Origin of the sequence: Bdellovibrio sp. HCB-162 (assembly GCF_047344985.1) — a bacterium.
Taxonomy (GTDB): Bacteria; Bdellovibrionota; Bdellovibrionia; order Bdellovibrionales; family Bdellovibrionaceae; genus Bdellovibrio.
Map to the genome: position 1 here is coordinate 3,300,898 of NZ_CP178861.1, position 25,249 is coordinate 3,326,146.

The following is a 25,249-nucleotide window of genomic DNA, read 5'->3' on the forward strand; positions in this document are numbered from 1 at the left end:
CCCTACTTTTGCACCGGGCGTGTTACCTGGACCGCCACAGTTCCATGATGTATTCCGTAATAACCTTTAAATTTTCTCACGCCTTCAACATTGACATCGAATTCACCGGAAGCGTCTTGATCCAAAGGAATCACGTCGCCTACTTTCAAATTCATCATGTCCTTCAGCTTGATCTCAGTTTCACCAAGATTCACTTTGATCTCCATGTCTGTTTCAAGAAGCTGTTCTTGAATGATCGAAGTCCAAAGTTTTTTATCTGTCTGGTCAGACTCCACCTGGAAGCCTGTGGAAAGTTTTTGTTTAATCGGCTCAATAGTCGCATAAGGGATCACGATAGAGATCGTGCCCGTCGCGTTTTCAAGCTCAACGTCGAAAGTCGACGCGATCACCACGTCTGTCGGAGGAACGATACCCACGAACTGTGGATTCACCTCTGTACGAACAAACGAGCAACCGATTTTTTCAATCGAAGCCCAGGCCATTTCAAGATCGTTGATCGCAAGACCCACGACTTTTTGCACGATAGAAAGCTCAATCGGAGTAAAATCTTTTCCGTCGATCTTTGTATACGGACGATCTGCTCCACCAAAGAAGCTATCCACCAAAGCGTAAGCCAATTTACTTTCGATCACGAACAACGCCGAACCACGCAGGTTTCCGAAACGCAGAACACTCATGCACGTTGGCATTGGAAGAGTGTTGATGAACTCTCCGAATTTCAAAAATTCCGTCGATGTCAAAGTGATAGAGGCAATTTTACGAAGAGCCGATGACAAAGAAACGCGGAACGAACGCATGAATTTTTCGTAGATGACTTCCAACTGCGGAAGACGGCCACGAATAATACGATCCTGACTTGTCAGATCGTAGGAAACAATTTTGCGTTCATCCACTTTTCCCGCATTTTGGGCTTCGGGCTTGGATGATTCCGACGTCGCGACATCTCCATCAGAGACCGCGGCTAACAGAGCATCCACTTCACTTTGCGAAAGAACCTGATTCATAGTCCTGCCTTAGTTATAGATAAACTCAGTGAAGAACACGTTTGAAATCTTTCCCTGAACCAGGAAAGAGTTGATCGTGTCTTTGATCGTATTTCTCAAATCGTCTTTACCCTCGCGAGTAGAAACGTCTTCATATGTTTTCGAAGAAAGAATAATAATAATGATGTCGCGAATTTGCGCTTTACGCTTTTCGATTTCTTCCAGAACATGGTCGCCTTTAACTTCCAGTTCCATATTTACTTTCGCAACTTTGCGGCCTTTAGAGCCTGCCAAATTCACAATGAAGGTTTCAAGAGGCACGACTTTACCCACCACTTCTTTTTCTTCAGTGGCTTCCTTATGTTGTGCTTCCGCTTCACCTTTGATGACGTGTTCAATCTTTGGTTCCGCTGCTTCCTTTTTGCGTCCTTGATAAAGCATAAAACCCACGCCGGCGACGACGAGCATATTAATGACCGCCAAGGCAATAAGTAGTATAGGCTTTTGTCCAGATCCCCCGCTCGGAGCTGACGACGCTTCCGCTGCTGCCGCTTTTTCTTCAGCCACTTCATCCTCCATGATGAATGACCACAGAGTGGTCCTATCAAGATTGAAAGCAACACGGATGCCAACAGGACTCTGGTCGAGCGTCATTCATTGCAGTCCAACATATTTGATTTCAGGCAATTTTTGCCTCCCTGGAACTTGTTTGCCGGGTAGTAATTCTATGACAGGAGTCAAAGTTTTGGCGTGAAGATTTGACGTATAATGAATTTAAAAAAGGAGGTTCCTTATGAACAAAGATATTTTCCAAGGAAAGATCAAAGAAATTTCTGGAGAACTAAGAAAAAAATGGGGCGCTCTCACAGATGACGATATTCAAAGAACTAAAGGCAACGCAGAGGCCTTAAGTGGTCTAGTTCAACAAAAAGTAGGTCTCTCAAAAGAAGAAGCTTCACGGCAGGTGAATGATTTGATGTCGAGCTGGGAAAGAAAGTTCGAAGCGGACAAAGATGAAGCCGCTGATAAACTCAATGCCGGCATCGATAAAATGAAAAATAAATTATCGCATTAGTTGGCCGAGCTTCGAGAGAAAAGGGAGAATTTATGGACAAGCAATTTTTAGATGGAAAATTCAACGAAATCTCAGGAGCTTTAAAACAAAAATTCAGTAACTTAAATTTGAGCGAAGAAGAACTCAAACAAGCGATGTCGAGTCCCGATGAACTTGTGAATTTAGTTTCACAAAAAACCGGTCTTCCTCCAGAAGAAGCCCGTCAAAAAGTACATCAGGCGCTCGACACACTTCACATCAGCGATGAACAGGCCAAAGGATTCATGGCTAAATTCGCTGACAAAGTAGAAAGCAAGTACGCTGAATTTAAGAATAAACTCACCCACTAATTTAAAGAGGGTCCCTTACGGACCCTCTTTTTTATTCTTCACCTGTCATTTCAATACGGACGACCTTACAAGCAGATTCGCTTCCAATTACAACAACGCCGTAACTCAAAGAGCCACACTCATCCAAATCTTCTGGTGAGCAATGCAATACCGAGACATCATAGACCGTGACCAAACGATTCTTTCTGATTTCTTGAGAAACAACGTGAGCCGCCGGAGATTCAATCACTGATTCTTCACGATCTATTTGTGCCTGCTTCATAGCTGCACGGATCGCCTTTGTCTCACAAACATTTGCTGACGCCAAAGACGCAAAGAAGATACATCCACTAAAGACAAGAATTTCTTTTTTCATAAATCACTCCCAGACTTTTAATTCGAAAGCTGTATATCGAAGTCCAATCTTTGAATCCATTGCATATAAATTTAATTATTATTCTTTCCAGGAATATTGTGGAAACGCCGCCCTCTTTTGTCCCCTCCTGTGAGACTTCGACAGCGATAAGACCTTTACCTGCATTTTATTCGACTTGAGGACCTTAAAAAGGGTCTCCCTTTTGCTCTTAAAAAGCTGAATTGGGAGAGTGAACATGAAACTTTTTTCTAATCTTGCCATCCTTGCATTTCCTCTGATTTTGGCGGCACAAACAAGCTTTGCCAAATGCACTGACTGCACAACTTTGGAGTTCGGCAAAAAGGTTCAAGTTCCTCTTTTAAGCCCGCTGCTTCCTTTGGATTCAAAAGGCAAACTGGAATACATCGCTCGCATGGGTGTGGATCTTTTTAGAATGCCGACACAAGAAGAACCTGCGACCATTGCGTTTCTCGCAACTCCTTCTGAAGATCTTATGAACCGTTATAAAAAACATTTTGATGAAGGCACCTTGGGAATCTTTCTGACCGAAAGAGCCACCTACAACCGCGTTGAACATCCGACCATTCTTTTGATCGAAAGTGCAGATGCCTGGACAATCACACATGAGTTCATGCACTACCTTTTTGATCGCGCCCGCCTCTTGGAAGATCCAACCACAGAATCGCGCATTGTGAACAATATGACAGATGCCAAAGAAGATTTCTTTGGGACGTGGGACCGCTATAAAATGTTTGGTGGTTACGCCAACGAGGAACACAAGCAAGCCACCGTCGCCAATTTTGTGACTTTTGCCGACCTTCAACAACAAATCCTTTTAAGCTTTGAAATGGAAGAAATGGCGATAGAAAAGTTCTTACGCCTTATTTACATCCACCACAAACCCGTAGGTTTTGATCAAAACAGTTTCGATCGCAGCACACGCTATATTCGCAGCACAGGTTCGAAATCCCTGGATTATTTAAACGTGATGCTAAGTTCTTGCGATGATATTAGAAACACGCTGACTGCTAACGACCATGAACTTCTCGCAAAACTCAACAAAACCTGCTCGCAAGCTCAGGGATATAAAAATACGATCTTAAAAATCGGTAAAGACTTAAATATTGCGTTTGAGGTTCAGCATTGATCACATCCGCTTTGGCGAACTACAGAACTGTTTAACAACTATTGAGTTTCCGCACGGAGATGGTTCTTCAGAATTCCTTGAATCTGATGAACTATCTCTGCATTCCCAGCAACGATGGAATTTTTGTAGGGATGATATTTTTCTCCACGGTAAGTTTCAATAATTCCACCGGCCTCTTCGACAAGCAGAATTCCCGCAGCCGCATCCCACGGTTGGATATTGCGCTCCCAGTAACCGTCAAACACACCGCGGGCCACCTGAGTCAGATCATAAGCGGCAGCTCCGGGACGACGCACGCCTCGGCATTTGCGCACCATCTCGTCGAAAATTTTTAATTGCTCGGCAATCACGTTTTCATGTTCAGAAACAAATCCTGTTGCAAGCAAAGCTTTTTTCAATTCACTGGTTTTGCTGATTTGCAAACGACGTCCATTCACAAAAGCACCTTGCCCGCGAATCGCGGTGTAAGTCTCTTTGAGAATCGGCACATCGATAACCGCCAACTGAATTTGTCCGTTGATCTCTAATCCAAGACTGATGCAAAAAATCGGAAAGCGATGAATGTAGTTTGTCGTTCCATCAAGAGGATCCAAGATCCAACGCCCTTCGGGTCCCGCCGGAGCGATCTGGACCTTCGCCCCGGGCGCGTTTTGCGCGGCGAAAGTTTCTTCACCTAAGAATCCAATCGTAGGAAAATTTTTCTTAAGATGCTCCGCAATGACTCTTTCTGATTCTTTATCGGCTTCACTCACAAGGCCCGCTTGAAACTTTTCTTCGATGTGCTCTAAGTTACCGAAATAATTGAGAAGGACCTCGCGCCCTAAGCTCACGGCCTTGATAGCTTGACCTAAGACCTGCTTCCAATCCATTGATTTTACGCCATTTTCCATGCTTTTCCCTTTTGGCCCGGACTCTCTGATGATTGACCAGTTCCGAGACTTAAAGCTAACATGATTGAAGGGTCAAAGGAAGGACCTTAAACTTAAGCGATCAAGCGAGTTTAAAACTATGAGGATTGAAAAAATGAGTTCTAAAACCGATTCTGTTGTAAAACTAGCGATAGTTTTCTTTATCTCTTTGCTTTCATTTTCTATCGGAACTTTTGTCGGCAAAAAGTACAGTGACAATCAACACCAGCTATCAGCTTTAGAACCACAAAAAACTTCTCATTCAGCAGAACGCGAAGTCGCGTCTGTAACTCCTGAACACAAAGTCGGCGCGATGACAGATGAAGAAATCGCAAAGCTTGCGGAAGAGTTTGTGGCTGACGATGCAGCTCCAGCCGGCGAAACGGCTCAACATGGTGAGGAAGCAAAAGAAGAAGAAGCTCACCACGGCGATGTCGCTGAAACAAAAGCGGCAACGACTGAACCCAAAAAAGATATCAAAGACGTTCCAAAACCAAATCCAGCAGGCAACAAGTCAGCTCCTTTGACTAAAAATGAAGAGCCTCTTTCTGCTGCGAAGAACATTGCTTCTGGCAAAACGCCAACAACTCATGAAGTAGAAAAGAAAGAAACGACAAAAGAAGAACGTTTCCCTTCTTCTTTGCCAAAAGATGTTGCTCAATACGCTGTCGGCAAATTCACAGTGCAAGTCGCTTCTTATGCTGACGAAGGCGAAGCACAAAAAATGGCTTCCGATCTTAAGAACAAAGGTTACAGCGCATTCTACGTTCCTGCGAATATCAAAGGTAAAACTTGGTACCGCGTGAGTGTGGGTCAGTTTGCAACTCAAAAAGAAGCGCAAACTTACCGTGGTGAACTTTTGAATAAAGCAAAAGTCGGCTCTGCGATTGTTCAAAAAATCACTGAGTAATTAAATCCTCGATTTTAAATTCCTAAAAACCCCACGCCTCAAAAACGTGGGGTTTTTTATTTTCCCTGATGATTCATTCCATGTACGCGCACCGCAAAGTCCCATGCCGTTTCACCTGACATATCTTGATAATTTGCCGACGAATCTCGAAACAAGAACGTATGCATTGTGGTATCCGCAATCCAGGTTTTTACATTGGCAAAAGGAGCTGCAATGGCGGCAATTCCTGAGGATCCGAGTACCAACTGCCGATGAGCGTCCGGAGAAATATTGCCAAAGACAATCGACATCACAAGGTCTTTGGTGGATTGCAAGATACCGATATTCCACGCACTGTATCTGACAAAAACAGGTCCCATGTGCGGAGCCAAGAAGCCGTCATCCTGTTCGAATGGAAAGTCAATTTTTCTGAAATTTTCGTTGTAGTCGCGAATCAAAGCGGGCGTGAACTTAAGCCAAAAATTTCTCCCGAAGTGCAAACCCGGCGAGTCCGCAATCAGTGTCTTGTGTGCCGATGGAGATAGGTAAGGCTCCAACGTCACAGCATGCAGAAATGCTCCCAAAGCTCCTGCGGAAAATCCCCATACCGTCACATCTTTCGCGCTCTGAAAGTTTAAAATATTTTGCTGCTGTAAGTACCGAAACGTCAGAACAACGTTGTGATAACCGTTGTGATAAAGCAAAACAGACGGCTTATAAGAAGTAACGTGTTGTCCCGCATGCACATCGCCCGTACAGTATGGTAAGAACAAGGCGGTATGTCGATTCCAGGGATTGTTGGCCATGCTGTCATTCGCGAAAACAGAAGTGGGAGCTTGCTCCAAAGGTTGAAGACTTGTTAAAGGGCTATCGCCGTAACACGTTCCCTCAGACCAGCAGGCTCCTCCCCCCATAAATTCAACCAGCACCTTATCGGTGTCTTTACGATCCACGAAAACACTGTAGCTTTGCCCGTTTCCGCAGACGGCTCCTGGTATCGTGATTTTTTCCCAACTTCGGGCTTCTGCGAATGAGATAGAAAAACAAATAACAAGAAGGATATATTTAAATGTTTTCATGGCCCCATTTTATCGAAACCAATGTGAGATTAAATATGTACTTTGATGACACAAGACAAGAGTCTACTAAAGTGCCAATTGAAATCCTAAACGCAGAACGGCACTCCATACAGGATTAGGATCAAAATCCGACGCAAACAAAGCGCGACCTTCAAGGCCACCGACGAATCCAAAATCTTTGTTAACATTCAATGCGACTTCTCCACCGACAGAAACACCTGACATAAATTTCGGATTGCTTTTATCTGTGCGAGAACTTCCCATCAGCGTTGTGACGATCTCTTCCTCGTAAAGTCCCGCACCTATACCAGCATACAGCGTGGAATCGACACTGCGGTTTGGATTGGTGCCGTTAAAGAAATGATAGCGGCCCCACACGACTAAGTCCGTGTGAGTTCGGTCGATGGAAGAAGTTGTATTTCCCGTATTTTCTTCAAAGCGCGCATATTCTGTAAGAACACTGAACTTACGCATCTGCAAAGCCAGAGCGAAGTTTAAGGGTTTGCGATCCACGAGTTCTTGAGAATCACCGCGCTCGAAACGCATTTCAGGATTTAACAAAAAAACTTTTAAAATATTGGGATCTTCGTTCAAAGAGGGCATCTTCGCGCGAGAAACTTGGGCATTTGCGAAACCCGCAAATGTAAAGGCAACAATGAACAGCCAAGACCTCATTGCTCCTCACCTTGCGCCGGAGTTTTTTCCACAGTTTGTTTTTCGATTTTTCCGTTTTTACACGCGAAAGTTTCAGTCGTAAGCTCTTGAGAATTCGTAAGAACCTGGGCCAAGAATGAACATTCGTTTTCAGTGAGTGTTCCAAAATTCTCGACCAAAGCGCTCACAAATTTTTCAGAAGTATAATACTCATCATTTAAGACTTTAAAATCTTCTTTGATCTTAGGAAGAGTTTTAACAAGGATCTTCGCTAGGTCTTTACGTGCTTGCAAAGGTTCTATTTTGCGATCTTTGGCATAGATGTCTGTAAGACGCTTCATGAAACGAGAAAACTGTGTCGCCAAAGAATAAGCAAAACCCACAGAGTAATCTTTCATTCTTTTGTTATCGCCAGATGAATAGAACAGTTTAAGAGAGCGCAACAAAGACTCACGGCTTGGAAGCGAGTTCACAGAAGTTTCGTCTGCAACCTTCAAAGAGCGCGTTGACTTTTCACTTGGTAAAGATTGAGCGATGAAGTCAGGATTGCCTGTGTACATCCATCCCCAGAAGTCCGCTAATCCTTCGTTCAACCCGCGTGTCATTGCTACGTGGTAGTAAAAATGAAGAGTGTCCTCATCCATTTCATGACCAGGACGAGCGATCGGTAAGATATCTAATCTTTGACGAGTCGACAGATCTTCGTTCACGTCTGTGATTTTTAAAAACTCATCACGATTGTGAACGCTGCCCTTGTAAGGAGATTCAGGAAGAACCAATTTGTAAAACAGAGAGTGGAAATGTTCGTGCGCAAGAATCCCACCGTTGATCGCAATCGGCAGACCGTTTTGTGTGTATGGCACAAACAACATCGAATCCGTCACGCCATCATAGAATGCATTATTACGAACGCCGCCTTTAACTTTCACAGCCACACCAATATCACGCGGCCACTTGTTCACACCACCGGCACCCAACTCTTCGTCAAGTTCTGCCAGTTTTTGCATGTGCGCGTATACGGTCACCAATTGCTGGGTGATTTCGTTAGCGGGAATATATTCGCCGTTTTTGTTTTTGATAAAACGAGCATTCGGAGCATGACCATCCAGGCGGTTGTTCACGATACGAGGACTTAAGAAAAACTTCACAAAGCGACCAGCCACGGTTTGCAGATCTTCGATACCTTTAAGCTCAATAACGCCAAGAGAATAAGAACTTTGCGAATTGTTCATCGGCGCTAAAACACGGACGTCGCCACTCTCCTGCGCCGAATTAGGCGAAGGAGCACAAGCTCCAAGTGTCGTCGTTATGAGAATTGCCGCTGTGATCCGGCTAAAAACGCGCTTCACAAAATCCTCTCTAAGCACTATAAACGGAGGGTCCCTCTCGCCTATTGACTTATTGCGTTATAGTTATAGTGAAAAAGGGCAAAAATCTCAATGAAAACTTGAGGATAGACAAACTTTGTCAGTCTCACTAAAGTTTCGACACTGAACAAAGCCAACCAGGATCGGACGAGCCCCCATGGATGTACTTGATTTTGTTACCAAAAATCTAAACCCCTCGCAAAAAGACGCGGTGGAGACTCTTGAGGGTCCTCTGCTGATTTTGGCGGGTGCGGGCTCTGGGAAGACCCGAGTGCTCACTCACCGCATGGCCAACATCATCGGCCAAGGCGTTGCCGCCCCTGACGAAATCCTTTGTGTGACCTTTACGAACAAGGCCGCCAAAGAGATGGAACACCGTATTTACAAGATCCTGGCTGACATGGGGGCGCGCATTCACTCTCAGCTTTGGATTAACACTTTCCATAGTTTTTGCGTGCGCGTTCTTCGCCAGCACATCACTCTTTTGGACTATAAACCTTTCTTTGGAATTTACGATTCTTCAGACACTTTAAGCCAAATTAAAAAAGTCATGGTGGCCTTGGACATCAACGACAAAATGTACCCGCCTAAGAATTTCCAAAGCCGTATCAGCCAGGCGAAAATGTTGGGACTGACTCCGGAAGGTTTAGAGAAAAATTCCCGTCGTTTGATGGATGCAAAAACGGTGGAGGTTTATAAGGCCTACGAAAAAGAGATGAAGAAAGCCAACAGCTTGGATTTCGATGATCTCTTGATGAAGACTTACGAACTTTTCCGTATGTACCCTGACGTTCTTAAAATGTATCAGGAAAAATTTAAGTTCATCATGGTGGATGAGTATCAAGACACCAACCATATTCAATACTTGATCGTAAGAATGCTTGCAGACGCTCATCGCAACCTATGTGTTGTCGGTGATGAAGATCAATCGATCTATAGCTGGCGTGGTGCGGATATCAAAAACATTTTGGATTTTGAAAAAGACTTCCGTGAAGCGAAAGTCGTGAAGCTCGAGGAAAACTATCGTTCTTCAGCGAACATTGTGAATGCTGCAACGGCTGTTATAAAAAACAACACGGAAAGAAAAGATAAAACTCTTTTTACGTCCAATGACGCCGGTGATTTGATTCACGTTCGTGAAGAGAAAAACGAATACGACGAAGCGCGCTTTGTTGCTAAGACCATTCAGTCGATGATGAACGAGGGCGAAGGCTCTTACAACGACTACGCCATTTTTTATCGCACGAATGCCCAATCACGTGTGCTCGAAGAGCAGCTTCGTACAATGGCGATTCCGTATCGCTTGGTCGGCGGTGTTCGCTTCTATGAGCGCATGGAAATCAAAGACATGCTTTCGTATATGAAGCTTGCGATCAATCCGGCTGATGATATTGCGCTTAAGCGTATTATCAACGTCCCTGCTCGCGGTATTGGCAAAACGACGATTGAAAAAATCGAAGAGTACGCGGCTCACCATGGCCTTAGCATGTACATTGCCGCGCAAAAGGCTTGCGACGAGCGCTTATTCAATGCGGGCACAACGGGAAAAATCCGTCGTTTCTTAGAGCTGATGGACGAGTTGCAAACGAATGCCACGACTTTCAAGCTTGTTGATTTCTATCATATCGTTTTGGATCGTTCTGAATATCTAACTGCTCTAAAAAAAGATGAGTCTCCAGAATCACAGGCGCGTATCGAAAACTTAGAAGAGCTCGACAATGCGATTGCCCAATTTGCAAAAGAGCGCGGCGATGAAGCGACTCTCACAAGTTTCCTTGAAGAGATGGCCTTGGTGAGTGATGTGGATTCTTTAGATCAAGAGCAAAATTCTGTGACGATGATGACTCTGCATATCTCCAAAGGTTTGGAGTATCCGTATGTCTTCGTTGTGGGTCTTGAAGAAAACTTATTCCCCAGCGCTCGCAGCCTGGATAATGACGGCGAAGAAGACGTGGAAGAAGAACGTCGTTTAGCGTATGTTGGTATGACTCGCGCTCGTCAAAAGCTGTGGCTCACCTACGCCAAGATGCGTCGCGTGTGGGGGCAAGAGCAGTTCAATCCTCCTTCGCGTTTTATCAAAGAAATTCCTCAGGAGTATATCGACTTTAAAACGGCCGCTGAGGGACCGCGCTTTGTTTCTCGCTATGGTTCGAGCTCTTACGATGAAGACAGTGCTTTCTCAAGCCCTCGCTGGGGATCAACAGGTTCGGATCGCAATAAAGCGCGCCGAGAAACCTTCGACGACAGTCAGGATTTCCCTGATTATGAAAATGAAGGTGCAAACCAGGCCGCTCCATTCGCAAAAGGCATGCGCGTAAGACATCCCACGTTTGGCGCAGGAACTGTTTACGCAACTGAAGGAACTGGCGAGAACTTCAAAGTCAGCGTTATGTTCACCGACAACACTGTTAAGAAGTTCGTGGTGAAATACGCGCGCTTAGAACGCATTTAAAATTTTGATATTGAGCACCAAATGTATTTTTGTGTTGCAAAAAAACTGCTTCACGACAAACCTTGTTCGGCTACCTTAGGAGGTTTTGTGAAAAAGTTTATCGTATGTGCATGTTTATTGGCTTCTTCTGTTTCATTTGCCCAAAGACCGACTGCTACTAGATCTGTAGCTTCTTACGGTAACAAGGCTCTAAGCATCAGTCTTGGTATGACAAGCTCTGCTTTGAATATCGGCGGCAGAATGGAATTCAGCAATGAACAAGGTGCGTTTGGTGGTTATGTATTCCTTCAAACTGAGAAAAAAGATGCTGCTGTACCGCAAGTTTTGACTTTCGGTGGTCACTCTTTGATCAAGCTTGTTGATGCATCTAACGTAAACGCATACATCGCCCCAGGCATCGGCATCTCTATGATCAAAATGGAAGGTCAAGATGACGTAACTGCGGTAGGACCAAGCTTCAGATACGGCGCTCAAATGAAATTGGGCAACGTTGGTGGTGCAATCGGTATTGAGCGCCTAGAAGTATGGAACTGGTTTGACAGCAAATCTGCTGCAAGCGCGGCGTTCACTTCTGCTGTTTACACTTTCAACTTCTAATCTTTTTAAAGTTGAACTATCTAATGAAAAAGCCCGACATAGTTCGGGCTTTTTTTATTTTAAAACACCAAAGAACCGGACGTGCTCTTAGTCTTGTTAGGAGTCGCGTAAGATTGCCGCCTTACGGTTGAACTTGTTAGTGTTTTTATATGACTATACTTCAAAGAATCATCCTTGCCGCTTTGTTTTTACTTCCTAGTTTTAGCTTCGCCGCTCCTGCGGGTTTTTCTTTTGTGAACGCAAAAGAAATCAAAGAAGATGACGTCACTTTCACTTATCAATCCAATGACGGAACCTTTGAACTTAAGTGCACACATGTTTTTGATCAGCCCGAGTTGTCCGACTGGGACGTCTGGTGTGGTAAAGGCACAAAGATGCTTCGCCAATTCCGCGTGCACTTCTTAGTTCGTCAGTATCAGAGCAAGGCGGCTGACCGCTCTGCTTTTGAAGTTTTGTATTGGGTGATTGATCGCGATCAACATATGTCCAAAGCTTTTTCGTCAACCAGCTCTTGGATTCAATTTAGAAACTTATCAAATCTTGAAAAGATGTCTTTCAGTCAAGGCGTAGAAAACGACTATGCTTATCTGACTGTGGAGTTAAAGCCCACAAAATAAAAAAAGAGGATGGTCAAAGACCATCCCCTAACGGAAGAATCTAGCCGATCAGTTTTAAAGCTAATTGATTGGCTTGGTTTGCCTGCGCAAGAACTGAAGTCCCGGCCTGCAATAAAATATTATTTCGAACCATTTCACTTGAAGCCGCTGCCACATCCGTATCGCGAATACGACTGTTCGCTGCTGACAAGTTTTCTTGAGTCACACCTAAGTTGTCTGCGGTGGACGTCAAACGATTTTGTAAAGCACCCATGTATGCTCTCGTCCCGCTCACTGCTGTTTGGGCTGTGTCGAGTTTCGTCAAAGCTTCTTGAGCACCTTCTTTGGAAGAAAAATCAATACCTTCAAGTCCCAAGGCATCCAGTGTTGCAGCATTTTTTCCGGCATCAAATGTAATACGATCTGCAAACGGATCGTTACCAATGCCTACTTGAAAATCAAATGCAGGCGCTGACCCATCTAAAAGTTTTGTTGTACCCCATGTTGTGGATTTAGCAATCCTCTGCATTTCATCTTTGAGCTGCAAAACTTCTTTATTGAGCATACCGCGCTCTTTTTCACCGACAGTGTCCGAAGCGGCTTGAATTCCTAACTCACGCAATCGAACAATGATATTTCCAATTTCATTCAATCCACCTTCGGCAGTTTGAATCATTGAGATCCCATCATTGGCATTTCTTTGTGCTTGGCTTGCAGAACGAATCTGCGCTTTCAATCTTTCAGAAATCGCCAACCCCGCGGCGTCGTCTGCCGCTTTATTAATACGACTTCCAGACGCAAGCTTTGCCATCGAATCATTGATCGCGCGCTGCGAACCAACCAGATTTCTTTGTGCATTGAGTGCTGCAATGTTTGTCGTAACTCTCATCCCCATATTGATCCCCGTATTGATGTTGCAAACTTTTCGGGAATTGAAGAATGAACTTCACGAGACTATAGAATGAATTTTTCGAGTGATCTTAAATGGATACTTGTTTTAAAAGGCGAGTCTTGTGTAAGAGTGATTCATTTCTGTGTCTCAGCGTGAGAACTAAATAGAGAAATTCTTAGAATCTTTCAATGACGCCCATTCCGCTTCATACATCGAAGCATCTGGTTTTCTGATTTTTTCCGGAGCTGGACTGACGTATTCTGCGTGCACTCCATCCCATCCCACATAACGACGCGTGAGTCCCTCTTGTCCTACTTGGAAGCTTGGAACAAGATAAGTTTTTCCTCCGCCATCAGGAATATCAACAGCAAGATTTGGCATCGCAAGGCCTGAGAGATGACCCCACAACTCCTTTTGAATCTCCAATGAATCTTCGACGGAAGTGCGCAAATGATCTGTCCCAAGTGAAGGATCGCACTGGAACATGTAATAAGGTTTTACACGCAAGAACAACAGACGACGGCTGAGAGCTTGAATGATCGCAGGATGATTGTTGATTCCATTTAAAAGAACCATTTGATTCATCACAGGTACACCGTTATCGACAAATCTTTCAAGAGCTTCAACAGCTTCTGCAGTCAGTTCACGAGGATGATTAAAGTGCGACATCAAAAACACGGGCTTGTGCTTTTTTAGAATCTTCACAAGATCGTCTGTCACACGCATAGGGCACACGACCGGCATGCGTGTTCCGATACGAATGATTTCAACGTGTTCAATACGACGAAGATCTCCGAGCACGCGATCCAGTTGCGCATCACTCACAGTGAGTGGATCCCCGCCGGACAAAATCACTTCACGAATACCGGGATGAGAGCGAATGTAAGCTAATGCTTGTTCGTATTCTTCATTACGAATGAACGCCTGCTCTTGCCCCGTAAAATGTTTGCGTGTGCAAAAGCGGCAGTAAACGCTGCAAATATCTGTGATCAAAAACAACACGCGATCTGAATAGCGATGAATCACGCGAGGTGCGGGATTATTTTTTCTTTCTCCTAAAGGATCCAACATTTGTTGCGCGCCGTCTTCGATTTCAAAACGATGAGGCATCAAAATCTGCCGAATAGAATCGCCGGGCTCCCCTGCAAGACTTGCGTAGTACGGTGTCGTACGAATATTAAAAAGTTCTTTCCCTTCCGCAAACGCCGCCTTTTCATCTTGAGACAACTCAAAATGTTTTTCGAAATCCGTTTGAGATTTAAGAGAATGACGAAGCTGCCAAGTCCAATTATTCCAATCAGACTCTGCGATATGTTCTGGCTTAGGGCTTCGTGGGAAATGAAACTTCACGAGCTGGTTATGAATGAAAGATTCCGCTTAGGCAAGATGCCTTTTTAGTGCCGCAAAGGGGCTCTTTTGCGGGGTTTTTAAAAAGTTCCGATCGACAGCTCTAAGTTATTGAGATCAGATGTCTTTTCATCCTTCTCAGAGTGGGACACCAGAAGTTTGACAAGCATGCCTTCGCTCACGGCTCTTCTCAACATGAGAACTCTTAGGCATTTCGCTGACTTAGCTCCCTTGACATGGCTCCCCTCTTTTGGCCCGGCCCTCGCTTTACATCAAGGTAGGAAAAAGGGTCTGGATGCGCCCTAAACAATAGGAGGACTTATGAAAACTTTCACTCACCCACACAAGAAATGGGTCATGACAGGAGCACTGCTCGCTGTTCTTGGTTTCAATGTATCTTTTAACAATCACTCTCAAGATGGAATCGCATCAGCAGAGTTTGCTTCAACAGTCGCTGAAGGCGTTGTTCAAGGCAAAATCTATACTGCTAAAGGTGTTGTTCCTGTGAAGTACATCGATAACGGTGAAGACAAAGTCCTTGCCATTGTTCCAAAGAAAATGACTGAAGGAAAAGTGTGCGAAACTTGCGGCTTCGACTCTATTTCACTCAGTGTTAAAAACAAAGAAGACATCGACGCTTTGAATGTTGAACTGATGAAAGCAATGGAAAAGCAAATCAAAGCTGAGAAGCCTGCTGTTGCAACTACCGCGGAATCAACAACAGAAGGACAAGAGGGCGAAGAGAAAATTAAAAAGAGTCCTCTTGATGGCATCGTAAAGGCTTGCAGCCGTCGCTCAGATAAAGATGCAGAGCTTACTTGCATTAAAGATAAATATCTCAAAGTGCTCGCAGACAAAAAAGCTTCTAAAGATGTTGAAGCGGGCGAAGCTCTTGATTTCTATAAAACTGAAATCCAAGCTCGTCTTCTTAAACAAATCTCTGAAGCTCGCAAGTCAGCGGCAAGAAATCGCAGAGCTTACGTTGGTCAAGACTCACTATGGCGTTTGGAATCGGATGAATCTTTCGAAGATTCAGAAACAACGATTAAAAATGCGGGTGACGTGATCGCAGATTTGATCCGCGATGTTCCCGGCAAATATGAATCTGTGCGCAGAGCACTTTTGAATGCACAGTCTGACATTCTTAAATACGAAGCAGCTCAATACAGAAATGCATTTACAAGAGAAGTAAATTCAAAAGATCCGAGCGAGTATCCTTACTTGGTTGCCGAGAGACAATCTGTAGGACAAGAACTTAACTACATGTACGATGTGATGAATTCAAAAACTCAAAATGCGATCTACGATGCTTACAGCAACGACAACATCTCTATTGATCTAAGAAATCAGTACGCGAAATATCTCTCTGACTTCAACGCAAGACTAATGGAAGCTGTGACTGGTAAAGGTGATCTTCTTAACGGCATCACTGCAACACCAACCTTCGACATCAGCGGTCGCTTGGCAAATCCAGGTCGCAACGCTGGTACAGTCGTGGTTCCAACAACTCCAGGTGGTATCTCTTCAAGAACAGGTGCAACAATGAATGCCACAGGACAAACGATCTTGGTACCGGTTCAAGTTCCAGCAGGAGCTACAACGATGCCACAAATCGGAATCCCGACGCAAAATAACGGAGTGAGTTTTGGAACAATCGGACCTGCATCTGCAGAGTCTCTAAGAATGAGAACTGAAATTCAAAACCGCTTCCCACGTCAATAAGACGACAACTGACCTCAATCCTCCAACGGGTTCACGACGAGCCCGTTTTCCTTTTTTTAAAAACCTTCTCTTTTAAAATACCAACAACCGACATCAACACTCCGCCGCCGATACCGCCGCTACCAATCGCCGCAACAAGAGCACTCATATTGATTGTACCAGCCTGACTTGTAAGTGGAATTGAATCAACTCCGGCTCCACCTATCATTCCAAGAATAATAGCTCCAGCAGCTCCTCCCAAAAGACCGACGAAAGAATTTCCTGTAGGACCAAGACTGAATTTTTTTAATGAAGATCCTGCGACATTTCCACCGATAACTCCACTGATGATTGGAATAAGTATGGCCGCCCAATTCACGTTCTTACCTCCCTAGCGCATAAAAATGCGAATCTGCACAGGCTCACCGGGCTGCAGTGTTGTTATATACATTCTTACCGCAATGATTTTTGATTTTTCAAAAGTGTCGGTGACTTCGGCATTCAAACTGTAGTCACCTTCGAGGTGCCAAACAGGTAAAGACATTCTTTCGTCTGTGACGACTTCGGCTCTTTGTATTCTTACGCCCGTACTCTGAACTAACACCCGCACTTCTGAAAAATCTTGTCGATTGTTAGTTATGCCGATATTGCGATAAGTAGGTTGTTCTGCAGCCACTGTGGCAAACGCCACTTCTTTCCAAGGCACGTCTGCTTGAGCAGAAAGACCGGTCATCAGAACCGTTGAGAGAATTAAAAAAAGCTTTTTCATAACTCCTCCCAAATTTGATGATATAAGGCCCGGAGTTATTGTCCATAGAGATATATAAAGTCTGCTCTTATGCAAAAGACAGACGGCAAATAAAAAAAATCCCGGGGGACTTTCGCCCCCCGGGCCCTGCTCACCACCAAACAAAATGTAATCAAGTAGTCATCAAGCTGTCGTACAAGTTGCAATCACGTCGTAATCAAAAGCTGATGGCGGCTTTAGATGCAAATCCAAATGTGAAACCGTTCCCCAACCCGTCGTTGCCATTTTTCCAAGCTTCGCCAGGGAAGAGAAGACCGACCTGATTCACCCACTGAATTCTTTCAGTCGGTTTGTAAATCACTTCGATATCCCATTCTAGGCCCAGATCTTTTGCAGAATCAACAGAGTTTTTTACTGTATTCAATAATTGTCCGTAAACGAGTGTGTTGCGAACATCGACACGATCATTCCATGCATAACCAACTGAAGGAGCGATGTACATCGCATTGCTGATTGATTCATCATCCGCAGAATTTCCAACTCCCGGCAAGTTTCCATTGGAACCAGAAGCAGCATCCGTATCGTGACGATAAGGATTTGTATTTAAGAAATCTCTTTGTCCCAAACGATGGTTGAAAAGAAGCATTCCCGCATCGTAGTTACGATTGAATGCATAACCACCAAAGTCCGTTGAAGACGGATCATCACCTGTTGCCATACCAAGTTTCAATTTCCAGTCCCATTTCGACTCTGCACGAGGGATGTAAAGTTCCGCCGCGATTCCGTATCCGTTCACGCTGACGTCTTGAGTTCCTTTTGTCACACCTGTTTCACCAGATTGGAAGCCGGCTTCAAGTTTGAAACCGAAAGAATCAAAACCACGACCCAAAACAAAGTTCGTTCTTTGCATGTTCAGATTTGAATTTATCGAATCTCCGCCATAAGCATTAACTTGCCCTTGTGAATATCCCAAAACTTCTTTCACACCTTTGATGTTTTCTTGGTAAACACCGATCAAAGATTTATTTTCTTCGCTTTCGTACTGAAGTTGGAAACCTTGAGTAGTGATCGTGCCACCTTGACCGAATCCGCTGGACTGCTTACGAGAAAGCACTGGCATGATAAACCAGTCACCGATGACGACTTTGTACGCCACCATATCGCGAGTGTCGTACCAATGATCAAATGCACCTTTACCCGCGCTGTAAGTCATCCCCAAACCGAACTCAAACGGTGCACGACCCACAATCAAAGCGCCGTACTCTTGATTTACGTTTAAGTACAACTGGCTAACTTTGATATTTGTGGAGCCTTGGTTCTCGGCGTTGCCCGGGCTGTCATTTGTATTCATGCCCCAGATTTCACCAACTTGAGAGTTTGGATAAGCGTTGCTGTTTAGCACATCAAAGCGAGAGATGATGTTCACTCCATCAGCTGCGATGATTTTTGGACTCAAATAGAGATAGTTCAAGCCATATGCTTTTCTTTGAGTTGGTGTTGCCAAAGAAGGACGATCCACTTCGGTCCATTCAAAGCGGTAACCGCCATTCCAATCCAAACTCATGGCATTGGCAGTTGTGGACAAAAGAGCCACAGAAAGACCTAAAGCTTTCAAAAGATTTTTTTTCAGCATTTTCATTCCTTTATTTTGCAACGACACCCATCACATCCCCTTCACGAAGGATGATCAGGTCTTCATTTTGAATTTTAATTTTTGAACCCGCGTATTCAGAGAAAACAACACGGTCGCCGACTTGGACATCCATAGGACGAACGTGGCCTTTTTTGCCCATATGACCGCGGCCGACAGCCACGACATATCCTTCCAGATTTCCCGAAGTGTCCGCGACCGTATCAGGAATGTACAAACCGCCTGGAGTCATTTTTTCCGCGCCAGACACCTGCACCAAAATACGATCATCCAACGGAGTTACAAAACCGCTGAGATCCAATTTTTTCGCAGGAGCCGCCGCTTTCACCAAATGAGCTGCTGCAGGTTTTGCCGCCGCCATTTTTTTCGCTGGAGCTTTTTTCGTTACCGCTTTTTTTGCGGGTGACTTCTTAGCCACAGTTTTTTTAACTGCCGTTTTCTTCGCAGACGCTTTTTTAGCAACAGCCTTTTTTGCTTTCGCAGGTGCCGCAGATTTTTTACTTACTTTTTTAGGAGTTTTTTTTGAGACGGTCTTTTTAGCGACCTTTTTTACATTGGCTTTTTTAGCAGAAGCTTTCTTCTTAGCCACAACCAATCCTTTCATCCAAACAAGCTTTGAAAAATAAAAGCAGCTTATTTGCTTCAGAGAGAGTTTCGTACTACTCTTTATGTATGTTGCGACCACGATTAAAGACCATTTTAATTGCTTTTACAATCCTTGTGACGCTTGTAATCATCTGCGGGCTTGGGATTGCCGGATATTCTTACTTCGCTCTTGAAAAAGAACTCACCGCTAAGTTGGAATCTAAAAAGTTCATCGTTCCGACGGAATTCTATGCAGCTCCGCCGACTTTTTATTCTCACAGCGTGATCAAAATCAGCGACATTGAAAAGCAACTTCTGCGTCAGAACTATCGACGCCGCGACTACGACCAACGCCTTTTGCCCGGTGATTATTTTATAGCCAATCGCGAACAGTGCGCATCCCGCCTGCAAGTGGGACTCAATGAAAATCAAGAGGGCTGCATCGGCTGGGTGACGATGGAAACTCCGACCCGCGATGTGGACAACTCTATCCAGGTCGTTGTTGTTCAGAAAGATCAGCTTGTTTCGCAAATTTTTAAGGGCGCACCGTTTGTTGAAGTACCCGAAGCTCTGGCCGAAGCACCTCTTCTTGCACAATATATCGGCAATGAACCCTTGATGCAGAAAACGGTGACCTTAAGTGACGTTCCTCCTATGTGCTCGAACGCCATCATGTCCATCGAAGACGCCCAGTTTTTAGAACACGGTGGAGTCAGCATCAAAGGGATCTTCCGCGCTCTGGTAAAAAACATCACCACCGGCAGAAAAGCTCAAGGGGGCAGTACTATCACTCAGCAACTCGTTAAAAACTATTTCTTAACGAGCGAAAGAACCTTGAAACGGAAATTCAATGAATTCATCATGTCGATCCTGCTGGAGTCTCGCTTCAGCAAAGACGAAATTCTCGAAACCTATTTGAACGTTATTTACATGGGACAAAACGGCGCTTTTCAAGTGCGCGGTTATGGTTCAGCAGCTCGCTACTATTTCGGAAAAGAACTCGTCGATTTAAACTTAAGCGAATGTTCTTTGCTTGCAGCGATCGTCAATAGCCCCGGACTTTTTAATCCATTTAAAAAACCGGTGAATGCAGAACGACGCCGCCATTTGGTTTTGGAAAAAATGAAAGAGCTTGAATACATCACGCAAGCTCAAGCGGAAGAAGCCGACAAAACACCTCTTCCTAGCGAGCCTCGCACTTTGGCTTCGGAAACAGCGCCTTATTACCTCGATGCCGTTCGCAAACAATTGCAAAGTCAGGGACTGAATCCCGATGGATTAAAAATTTATACGGCTCTTGATTTAGAAGCTCAGGAAGTCGCCCAAGAGTCTTTAAGAAATCATTTGGATCAACTTGAGAAAAACAATAAATACATCAGCGGTCTCAAAGCAAAAGGCAATAGCCTTGAAGGCAGTATTCTTGTTGGCAACAACAAAACAGGCCTCGTAAGTGTTGTCGTAGGTGGTCGCAACTACCGTATGACACAGTTCAATCGTGCCATTGATGGACACCGCCAAATTGGTTCAATCATGAAGCCGTTCGTTTATCTCACGGCACTTATCAATGATACTGACGAAGGCACTCCTTATACGCCTATCACGCTTTTGAATGATGAAAAGTTCACTTACAAGTACGAAGGCCAAGCGTGGTCGCCAGACAATTACGGAAAAAAATATTTCGGCACGGTTCCCATGTTCTATGCTTTGAAAAACTCCCTCAACGCCGCGACGGCTTCCTTGGGAATTAAAGTCGGCTTAGGAAATGTCATTGATATCACCCACGCCGCCGGAGTGACTTCGGAACTTAAATCCTTCCCCGCAATGACGTTAGGGGCTTTTGAAATGTACCCCCGCGAAGTTTTGCAAAGTTATATGACTTTCGCAAACATGGGGAAGAAACAAAATATGTCTTTCATTCGCAGGGCCTTGAATTCCGATGGACAAGAAGTTTTCATTCACCAACCTTCTCCTGAACAAGCCGTTGATGCCGCAGCCACTGCAAGCCTGGTGAGCATGATGAAACAAACCGTTCTTTCTGGAACAGCTCGTTCAATCACTTTGAATGGATTTTTTAATCCCGCTGCCGGAAAAACCGGAACAACCAGTGATAACAGAGACGCTTGGTTCTCTGGATTCACGCCTTATCTTACGACCGTGGTGTGGGTTGGTTACGACAACAATCTTCCGCACAAACTGACCGGTTCCAATGGCGCTGTTCCAGTATGGACTCAGTTCATGAAAAAAATTGGAATCCGTTTCCCCGCCGATGATTTTGCATGGCCGGAAAACACGAAAAAAGTTTTGCTTGATCAAAAAACTTTGGAAGGACTGAACGCGTTTAGAGAAAACGATCCAAGTCAGGTTGAACTGATCTTTGACGAAGCCAAAGTTCCAAGTGGATTTTAAAGTTTGATTTCAAGGCCTTCGTGGGCAAAGTCCCACGCCACGGAGGGCTGTGTACCACTGTTTTGACTTTCGCGAGATTCATAGTATTCGCGAGTCTGACGTTTCAGTTCCAACACATGTTCAATGCGCGCGCCTGGATCGTGATGGGCAAAAAGAATTTTCTTAATACCTTCGCGAAGTGCGATATCCAATCCGACTTGCGCAGCACTGTGACCCCAATTTGCTTTTTCAGCCAACTCCGGCAAAGTGTATTGCGCATCGAAATACATTAGATCAATGTTTTGATAAAGAGGCAGATCCTCGCCCAACTCTTCACGAGTGATCCGAGTGCCTTCCGTGTCCACACAGTGTGAATACGTTTTTCCGCCAGATTCCACTTTCAGACCCCAACAAGGATCTGGATGATCCAATTTGTAAGGCGTGATTGTAAAATCATCGAGCTTATAAGGCTTTCGTGGCTCTAAAACATGGAAAACAATTTTTGCTTTCAAGGCTTCAAATGGAACCGGGAAGTAAGGACGACAGAAAATACCGCGAATCAATTTTTCCAGTTCAGGTTGCACGGCATAGTAATGAACTTCACAACCCGGAATAAAATGCGGAGTGAAAAACGGCAAACCGATAACATGATCCCAATGAAAATGAGTCATGAAAATATGAAACGGACCTTTTGATCGACCCGTCGTTCCCGTCATGATTTTTTCACTGAGATTACGAATGCCGCTACCGCCATCAATGATCAATTGAGATTTCTGGCTTTGAACTTCCACGCACGTTGTCGCAGCACCATAACCACCTAAAAGTGGCGTTTCGATATTTTGAATGTACCTAGAGATCTGCGATGGATCACGGTAACCCATAGCAAAAAAATTCCTTAACACTCCTTCGATGTGATAAGTCCAATCAGTAGGTGGTGGAGCAGATGGTAACGATCCCCGGACGCCCCAAAATTTAATCGTCAGCGACATGGAAACAGGATGACCTGTTTATAAACACGAATCAAACACATATTATTTGGTCAGGCCTTTGTCGTAGTTCACAACAACGTACTCGGACCATGGTAGTGCCTGACATGTGCGAACGACTCGCGTATCAGGTTTGTCTTCACTTGTTTTGCCTTCTTCGATCACGGCTTCACAAGTCCCACAGCTTCCCTCTAAACAAGAGTACGGTGGATTGATTTGCGCAATCAAAGCCATATCGAGCAAAGTTCTGCCCGATTCTCCCGGAACTTCGATCTCTTTTCCGTCGATGATAAATTTGATTTTCATGTAAATATCACAGCACCGTGTCCCGGTCGGGACAATAACTTTCTGGAGCTCAATGGCAATTACCGGTAACTCTTCATCCATAATAAATACAGGGTTGTAAAAGAGATCGATATCTGACTTAATGTGCGCCACCTATGAACTATGAACGTATCGGATTTGAAGGGTATTAAATCCGGTATTGAGCTTGCACTTTCATGGGACGCTTAAATCCAAGAGGGAGAGCTTATGATGCTCAAAAAACAACTTCTGGGCCTGGCCATGGCTTCAGGTCTTTCGTTCCTTGCCACTTCTTCAGCACAGGCTGGTTGGGAAGTTCTTAAACCCGCTAATGTCTGGGAAAGAATTCAAAAAGAGGTCGCTAAACAAGAAATCGGCGCGGGCGTCAACCTCGTCAATGCAGACATTCTTGATGGTCTTTCTACTTCTTTACGTTACCGTATTGAATCAGAACCTTCTTATGTTGATGGCTATTACACGCGTATTGATAAATACACTTTGAAGTTCGCTTTAAATCCGGGTGATTTCATTGACGATCTCGACACTCCGGTAGGTATCAACTTAGAGAAAAATTCAGAGATCATTTTCGCTCGTCAATTCAAGAGTCAAAAAGCTTCCTTGGTGGCTCTTCCTTACACACCAAGAAATCTTCCGTTCACAGCAAAAAAAGCGATTGAAAGACTTGAACCTGGTGACTTCGTCGCATTCCAAGGCCGCATGGCTTTCGTTCTTTCGCTGAGCCATGATCTTTTGAAAGGTGATTTCACAGCAGGGGCTTCCACTCACGCTTACATGTCGGGCGAATTCATGGTGCATTTGTTCCGTATGGATGACAATAAAATGCGCGTGAAGCTGATCGCTGTTCGCGGCAAAGGTGTCGGCGCCAACGCCGGTGTCGATTTATCTGAAGATCTTGAAATTTTTGGCATCAGCCTTCTCGACAATAAAATCGAAAGATGGTTGAGCCTGACTCCTCTCGATGCAAGCACGGGTTTAGGTAAGAACGATGTCATCATGCTTGATTACGTCTTTAATTTGAATGATCCGGAAGCGGCACAAGCTTACGACACGTTGATGCTGCACAAAGTTCAATTGAAAGACATCAAAGTGGCGAACCCTACCGTGTCTCGCAAAGATTTGACTCAAGAACTTTTGACGGACTTAACGGATATTGAAAAGATCGCTCTTCAAGACGGTCTTCTTCCTCCACAAGACCGTCGTATCGACCGTGTATTTAAAGGATCTTCTGAAGGTGTCAATAAAGACGCCCGCATTAAGTTCGGTTTGAATCTTTGGAAGTTCGAAGCTGGAAAAGCTTATGGCGAAAACAAAGTTCTTAGCTATGACAAACAAGATAAAGAACAATACTTCTTACTAGACACTCTTTCTCGTTACAAAAAAACGAAAATCTTGTTCGGTCTTTTCGGCGAAGAAACTTTGATGACTTCGAATCTTCTTTTCACTGCAGATCAAAACTGGAATCCAGGTCGTTTCGTGACTTTGACTTCCAGTGCAGAAATGAAAATGAAGGATGTTTCCGGCCGTGACCTAGACGAAATTCAACGTCTGGTTCGAGAAACCATTGGCGAAAAACAATACAGCAATATCAACTGGAACTCTTGGGAGTCTTCTCCTGGCAAAAAAGTAAATGGCTACTTCAAACAAGAAGTGTTCTTCAATCCTGAAGCATTGAAAACGTTGCCTTACATGGGTGAAGAAGCTTTGGCTGCGCGCTTTAAGCAATACATCGAGCTTAAAGGCCGTCCCCGCTCTCGTCCATTTGTAGGCGGCAATTCTCCAAAAGATTATATTTTTAATTGGGTGTCTGCATTCACAGGCGATATCCGTCGTGTGGCAAGCCATCTTACGGTGGTCATTGATGCGAAAAAATCTGTGCAAGAGCGCTTCGATGCTTTCGAAGATCTTCAACAGATTCCAATCTGGAAAGAAAGAGGTATTGGCTTCTTAATGTCCTTTATTTCTGAAGATCAACGCCCGAACCTTTTGCGTTATGAAATGGTTCTTTCGGCAAAAGGTGTTGAGCCTGTGGTTTATAGTTACGGTCAGTTCAGTGAAGAAAAATTGTACCGTTCATTGATGTACATCCAAAACATCATCCACAACAGATCCTTCGATCTACGCCTTTATACGGACACGAACGGAGAGTTCCGCACAACAGCGGCTCCCGCTCCACTTCCGTAAAAAAGATAAAATGCAGAA

At 44.4% G+C, this 25,249-nt stretch carries 25 protein-coding genes; 10 read left to right on the forward strand and 15 right to left on the reverse strand.

Going from position 1 to position 25,249, the window contains the following annotated elements; all coding sequences use genetic code 11:
* Positions 1–2 precede the first annotated feature (2 nt).
* Both fliM and fliL read right to left on the reverse strand, forming a co-directional pair.
* Positions 3–1,004: a flagellar motor switch protein FliM gene (fliM, locus tag ACLSSO_RS15845; protein ID WP_295905964.1), complete on the reverse strand. Its 1,002-nt coding sequence runs from the start codon at positions 1,002–1,004 to the stop codon at positions 3–5.
* Between the two features lie 9 nt (positions 1,005–1,013).
* A complete protein-coding gene (fliL, locus tag ACLSSO_RS15850) occupies positions 1,014–1,637 on the reverse strand; it encodes a flagellar basal body-associated protein FliL (RefSeq protein WP_295905963.1) in 624 nt (207 codons plus the stop codon).
* Positions 1,638–1,776: 139 nt separating this feature from the next.
* Between fliL and ACLSSO_RS15855 the strand changes: the two genes are divergently transcribed.
* The gene (locus ACLSSO_RS15855) at positions 1,777–2,058 is read left to right on the forward strand and encodes a CsbD family protein (RefSeq protein ID WP_413943389.1); all 282 of its coding nucleotides are present in this window, start codon (positions 1,777–1,779) and stop codon (positions 2,056–2,058) included.
* A 32-nt stretch (positions 2,059–2,090) separates the two neighbouring features.
* Positions 2,091–2,387 carry a hypothetical protein gene (locus ACLSSO_RS15860; RefSeq protein ID WP_413943390.1) on the forward strand — a complete coding sequence of 99 codons (297 nt, stop codon included), beginning with the start codon at positions 2,091–2,093 and terminating at the stop codon, positions 2,385–2,387.
* Between the two features lie 31 nt (positions 2,388–2,418).
* Here ACLSSO_RS15860 and ACLSSO_RS15865 read toward each other — a convergent pair whose 3' ends face one another.
* Positions 2,419–2,742: a hypothetical protein gene (locus tag ACLSSO_RS15865; RefSeq protein WP_413943391.1), complete on the reverse strand. Its 324-nt coding sequence runs from the start codon at positions 2,740–2,742 to the stop codon at positions 2,419–2,421.
* A gap of 235 nt (positions 2,743–2,977) precedes the next feature.
* Here ACLSSO_RS15865 and ACLSSO_RS15870 point away from each other — a divergent pair, with 235 nt between their 5' ends.
* Positions 2,978–3,889, forward strand: a complete 912-nt coding sequence (locus tag ACLSSO_RS15870; RefSeq protein ID WP_413943392.1) for a hypothetical protein — start codon at positions 2,978–2,980, stop codon at positions 3,887–3,889.
* Positions 3,890–3,927: 38 nt separating this feature from the next.
* Here ACLSSO_RS15870 and ACLSSO_RS15875 read toward each other — a convergent pair whose 3' ends face one another.
* Positions 3,928–4,779, reverse strand: coding sequence for an inositol monophosphatase family protein (locus tag ACLSSO_RS15875; RefSeq protein ID WP_295899407.1), 852 nt, complete (start codon positions 4,777–4,779; stop codon positions 3,928–3,930).
* Between the two features lie 133 nt (positions 4,780–4,912).
* On the opposite strand from ACLSSO_RS15875, the gene ACLSSO_RS15880 reads away from it, so the two are divergent.
* Positions 4,913–5,707, forward strand: coding sequence for an SPOR domain-containing protein (locus ACLSSO_RS15880; protein ID WP_413943393.1), 795 nt, complete (start codon positions 4,913–4,915; stop codon positions 5,705–5,707).
* Positions 5,708–5,763: 56 nt separating this feature from the next.
* Here ACLSSO_RS15880 and ACLSSO_RS15885 read toward each other — a convergent pair whose 3' ends face one another.
* The 3 genes from ACLSSO_RS15885 to ACLSSO_RS15895 all read right to left on the reverse strand — a co-directional run bounded on the left by ACLSSO_RS15885 (position 5,764) and on the right by ACLSSO_RS15895 (position 8,768).
* Complete coding sequence (locus ACLSSO_RS15885) at positions 5,764–6,765, reverse strand: pectin acetylesterase-family hydrolase (RefSeq protein ID WP_413943394.1); 1,002 nt, start codon at positions 6,763–6,765, stop codon at positions 5,764–5,766.
* 66 nt (positions 6,766–6,831) lie between these two features.
* A complete protein-coding gene (locus tag ACLSSO_RS15890; protein ID WP_413943395.1) occupies positions 6,832–7,440 on the reverse strand; it encodes a hypothetical protein in 609 nt (202 codons plus the stop codon).
* Complete coding sequence (locus ACLSSO_RS15895; protein WP_413943396.1) at positions 7,437–8,768, reverse strand: hypothetical protein; 1,332 nt, start codon at positions 8,766–8,768, stop codon at positions 7,437–7,439. The genes ACLSSO_RS15890 and ACLSSO_RS15895 overlap by 4 nt, the downstream gene beginning before the upstream one ends.
* A gap of 175 nt (positions 8,769–8,943) precedes the next feature.
* On the opposite strand from ACLSSO_RS15895, the gene ACLSSO_RS15900 reads away from it, so the two are divergent.
* From ACLSSO_RS15900 to ACLSSO_RS15910, 3 genes are all read left to right on the forward strand, one after another.
* Complete coding sequence (locus ACLSSO_RS15900) at positions 8,944–11,238, forward strand: ATP-dependent helicase (protein ID WP_413943397.1); 2,295 nt, start codon at positions 8,944–8,946, stop codon at positions 11,236–11,238.
* Between the two features lie 87 nt (positions 11,239–11,325).
* A complete protein-coding gene (locus tag ACLSSO_RS15905; RefSeq protein ID WP_295899388.1) occupies positions 11,326–11,835 on the forward strand; it encodes a hypothetical protein in 510 nt (169 codons plus the stop codon).
* 149 nt (positions 11,836–11,984) lie between these two features.
* Positions 11,985–12,452, forward strand: coding sequence for a hypothetical protein (locus ACLSSO_RS15910; protein ID WP_295899386.1), 468 nt, complete (start codon positions 11,985–11,987; stop codon positions 12,450–12,452).
* A 40-nt stretch (positions 12,453–12,492) separates the two neighbouring features.
* On the opposite strand, the gene ACLSSO_RS15915 is transcribed toward ACLSSO_RS15910, so the two are convergent.
* Positions 12,493–13,326: a flagellin gene (locus ACLSSO_RS15915; protein WP_340593013.1), complete on the reverse strand. Its 834-nt coding sequence runs from the start codon at positions 13,324–13,326 to the stop codon at positions 12,493–12,495.
* Between the two features lie 156 nt (positions 13,327–13,482).
* A complete protein-coding gene (locus ACLSSO_RS15920) occupies positions 13,483–14,673 on the reverse strand; it encodes a KamA family radical SAM protein (RefSeq protein ID WP_413943398.1) in 1,191 nt (396 codons plus the stop codon).
* Between the two features lie 318 nt (positions 14,674–14,991).
* On the opposite strand from ACLSSO_RS15920, the gene ACLSSO_RS15925 reads away from it, so the two are divergent.
* Positions 14,992–16,392 carry a hypothetical protein gene (locus tag ACLSSO_RS15925; protein WP_295899375.1) on the forward strand — a complete coding sequence of 467 codons (1,401 nt, stop codon included), beginning with the start codon at positions 14,992–14,994 and terminating at the stop codon, positions 16,390–16,392.
* Between the two features lie 31 nt (positions 16,393–16,423).
* Here ACLSSO_RS15925 and ACLSSO_RS15930 read toward each other — a convergent pair whose 3' ends face one another.
* The 4 genes from ACLSSO_RS15930 to ACLSSO_RS15945 form a co-directional block, all read right to left on the reverse strand.
* Positions 16,424–16,750, reverse strand: a complete 327-nt coding sequence (locus tag ACLSSO_RS15930; protein WP_413943399.1) for a hypothetical protein — start codon at positions 16,748–16,750, stop codon at positions 16,424–16,426.
* Positions 16,751–16,762: 12 nt separating this feature from the next.
* Positions 16,763–17,140 carry a hypothetical protein gene (locus ACLSSO_RS15935; RefSeq protein ID WP_295899370.1) on the reverse strand — a complete coding sequence of 126 codons (378 nt, stop codon included), beginning with the start codon at positions 17,138–17,140 and terminating at the stop codon, positions 16,763–16,765.
* A 196-nt stretch (positions 17,141–17,336) separates the two neighbouring features.
* Positions 17,337–18,752 (reverse strand): hypothetical protein, encoded by a 1,416-nt coding sequence (locus ACLSSO_RS15940; protein WP_413943400.1) that lies wholly within the window; start codon positions 18,750–18,752, stop codon positions 17,337–17,339.
* Between the two features lie 10 nt (positions 18,753–18,762).
* Positions 18,763–19,359: a co-chaperone GroES gene (locus tag ACLSSO_RS15945; RefSeq protein ID WP_413943401.1), complete on the reverse strand. Its 597-nt coding sequence runs from the start codon at positions 19,357–19,359 to the stop codon at positions 18,763–18,765.
* Between the two features lie 131 nt (positions 19,360–19,490).
* Between ACLSSO_RS15945 and ACLSSO_RS15950 the strand changes: the two genes are divergently transcribed.
* On the forward strand, positions 19,491–21,761 hold the full coding sequence (locus ACLSSO_RS15950; protein ID WP_295899362.1) for a transglycosylase domain-containing protein: 2,271 nt from the start codon (positions 19,491–19,493) through the stop codon (positions 21,759–21,761).
* On the opposite strand, the gene ACLSSO_RS15955 is transcribed toward ACLSSO_RS15950, so the two are convergent.
* Together ACLSSO_RS15955 and ACLSSO_RS15960 are read right to left on the reverse strand one after the other, a co-directional pair.
* Positions 21,758–22,621 carry an MBL fold metallo-hydrolase gene (locus ACLSSO_RS15955; protein WP_295899360.1) on the reverse strand — a complete coding sequence of 288 codons (864 nt, stop codon included), beginning with the start codon at positions 22,619–22,621 and terminating at the stop codon, positions 21,758–21,760. The genes ACLSSO_RS15950 and ACLSSO_RS15955 overlap by 4 nt on opposite strands.
* A 150-nt stretch (positions 22,622–22,771) precedes the next feature.
* Positions 22,772–23,032: a 2Fe-2S iron-sulfur cluster-binding protein gene (locus ACLSSO_RS15960; protein WP_413943402.1), complete on the reverse strand. Its 261-nt coding sequence runs from the start codon at positions 23,030–23,032 to the stop codon at positions 22,772–22,774.
* A gap of 225 nt (positions 23,033–23,257) precedes the next feature.
* Here ACLSSO_RS15960 and ACLSSO_RS15965 point away from each other — a divergent pair, with 225 nt between their 5' ends.
* The gene (locus tag ACLSSO_RS15965) at positions 23,258–25,231 is read left to right on the forward strand and encodes a hypothetical protein (RefSeq protein ID WP_295899354.1); all 1,974 of its coding nucleotides are present in this window, start codon (positions 23,258–23,260) and stop codon (positions 25,229–25,231) included.
* The last annotated feature ends 18 nt before the right edge of the window (positions 25,232–25,249 follow it).

Excerpts from the sequence above, each read along its gene's own strand:
- ACLSSO_RS15865 (WP_413943391.1), bottom strand. The coding sequence starts at position 2,742 with ATGAAAAAAGAAATTCTTGTCTTTAGTGGATGTATCTTCTTTGCGTCT.
- ACLSSO_RS15880 (WP_413943393.1), top strand. The coding sequence starts at position 4,913 with ATGAGTTCTAAAACCGATTCTGTTGTAAAACTAGCGATAGTTTTCTTT.
- ACLSSO_RS15915 (WP_340593013.1), bottom strand. The coding sequence starts at position 13,326 with ATGGGGATGAGAGTTACGACAAACATTGCAGCACTCAATGCACAAAGA.
- ACLSSO_RS15955 (WP_295899360.1), bottom strand. The coding sequence starts at position 22,621 with ATGGGTTACCGTGATCCATCGCAGATCTCTAGGTACATTCAAAATATC.
- ACLSSO_RS15910 (WP_295899386.1), top strand. The coding sequence starts at position 11,985 with ATGACTATACTTCAAAGAATCATCCTTGCCGCTTTGTTTTTACTTCCT.
- ACLSSO_RS15900 (WP_413943397.1), top strand. The coding sequence starts at position 8,944 with ATGGATGTACTTGATTTTGTTACCAAAAATCTAAACCCCTCGCAAAAA.
- ACLSSO_RS15965 (WP_295899354.1), top strand. The coding sequence starts at position 23,258 with ATGATGCTCAAAAAACAACTTCTGGGCCTGGCCATGGCTTCAGGTCTT.
- ACLSSO_RS15890 (WP_413943395.1), bottom strand. The coding sequence starts at position 7,440 with ATGAGGTCTTGGCTGTTCATTGTTGCCTTTACATTTGCGGGTTTCGCA.
- ACLSSO_RS15935 (WP_295899370.1), bottom strand. The coding sequence starts at position 17,140 with ATGAAAAAGCTTTTTTTAATTCTCTCAACGGTTCTGATGACCGGTCTT.
- ACLSSO_RS15885 (WP_413943394.1), bottom strand. The coding sequence starts at position 6,765 with ATGAAAACATTTAAATATATCCTTCTTGTTATTTGTTTTTCTATCTCA.
- ACLSSO_RS15855 (WP_413943389.1), top strand. The coding sequence starts at position 1,777 with ATGAACAAAGATATTTTCCAAGGAAAGATCAAAGAAATTTCTGGAGAA.
- ACLSSO_RS15870 (WP_413943392.1), top strand. The coding sequence starts at position 2,978 with ATGAAACTTTTTTCTAATCTTGCCATCCTTGCATTTCCTCTGATTTTG.
- ACLSSO_RS15875 (WP_295899407.1), bottom strand. The coding sequence starts at position 4,779 with ATGGAAAATGGCGTAAAATCAATGGATTGGAAGCAGGTCTTAGGTCAA.
- ACLSSO_RS15940 (WP_413943400.1), bottom strand. The coding sequence starts at position 18,752 with ATGCTGAAAAAAAATCTTTTGAAAGCTTTAGGTCTTTCTGTGGCTCTT.
- ACLSSO_RS15925 (WP_295899375.1), top strand. The coding sequence starts at position 14,992 with ATGAAAACTTTCACTCACCCACACAAGAAATGGGTCATGACAGGAGCA.
- ACLSSO_RS15860 (WP_413943390.1), top strand. The coding sequence starts at position 2,091 with ATGGACAAGCAATTTTTAGATGGAAAATTCAACGAAATCTCAGGAGCT.
- ACLSSO_RS15960 (WP_413943402.1), bottom strand. The coding sequence starts at position 23,032 with ATGAAAATCAAATTTATCATCGACGGAAAAGAGATCGAAGTTCCGGGA.
- fliL (WP_295905963.1), bottom strand. The coding sequence starts at position 1,637 with ATGACGCTCGACCAGAGTCCTGTTGGCATCCGTGTTGCTTTCAATCTT.
- fliM (WP_295905964.1), bottom strand. The coding sequence starts at position 1,004 with ATGAATCAGGTTCTTTCGCAAAGTGAAGTGGATGCTCTGTTAGCCGCG.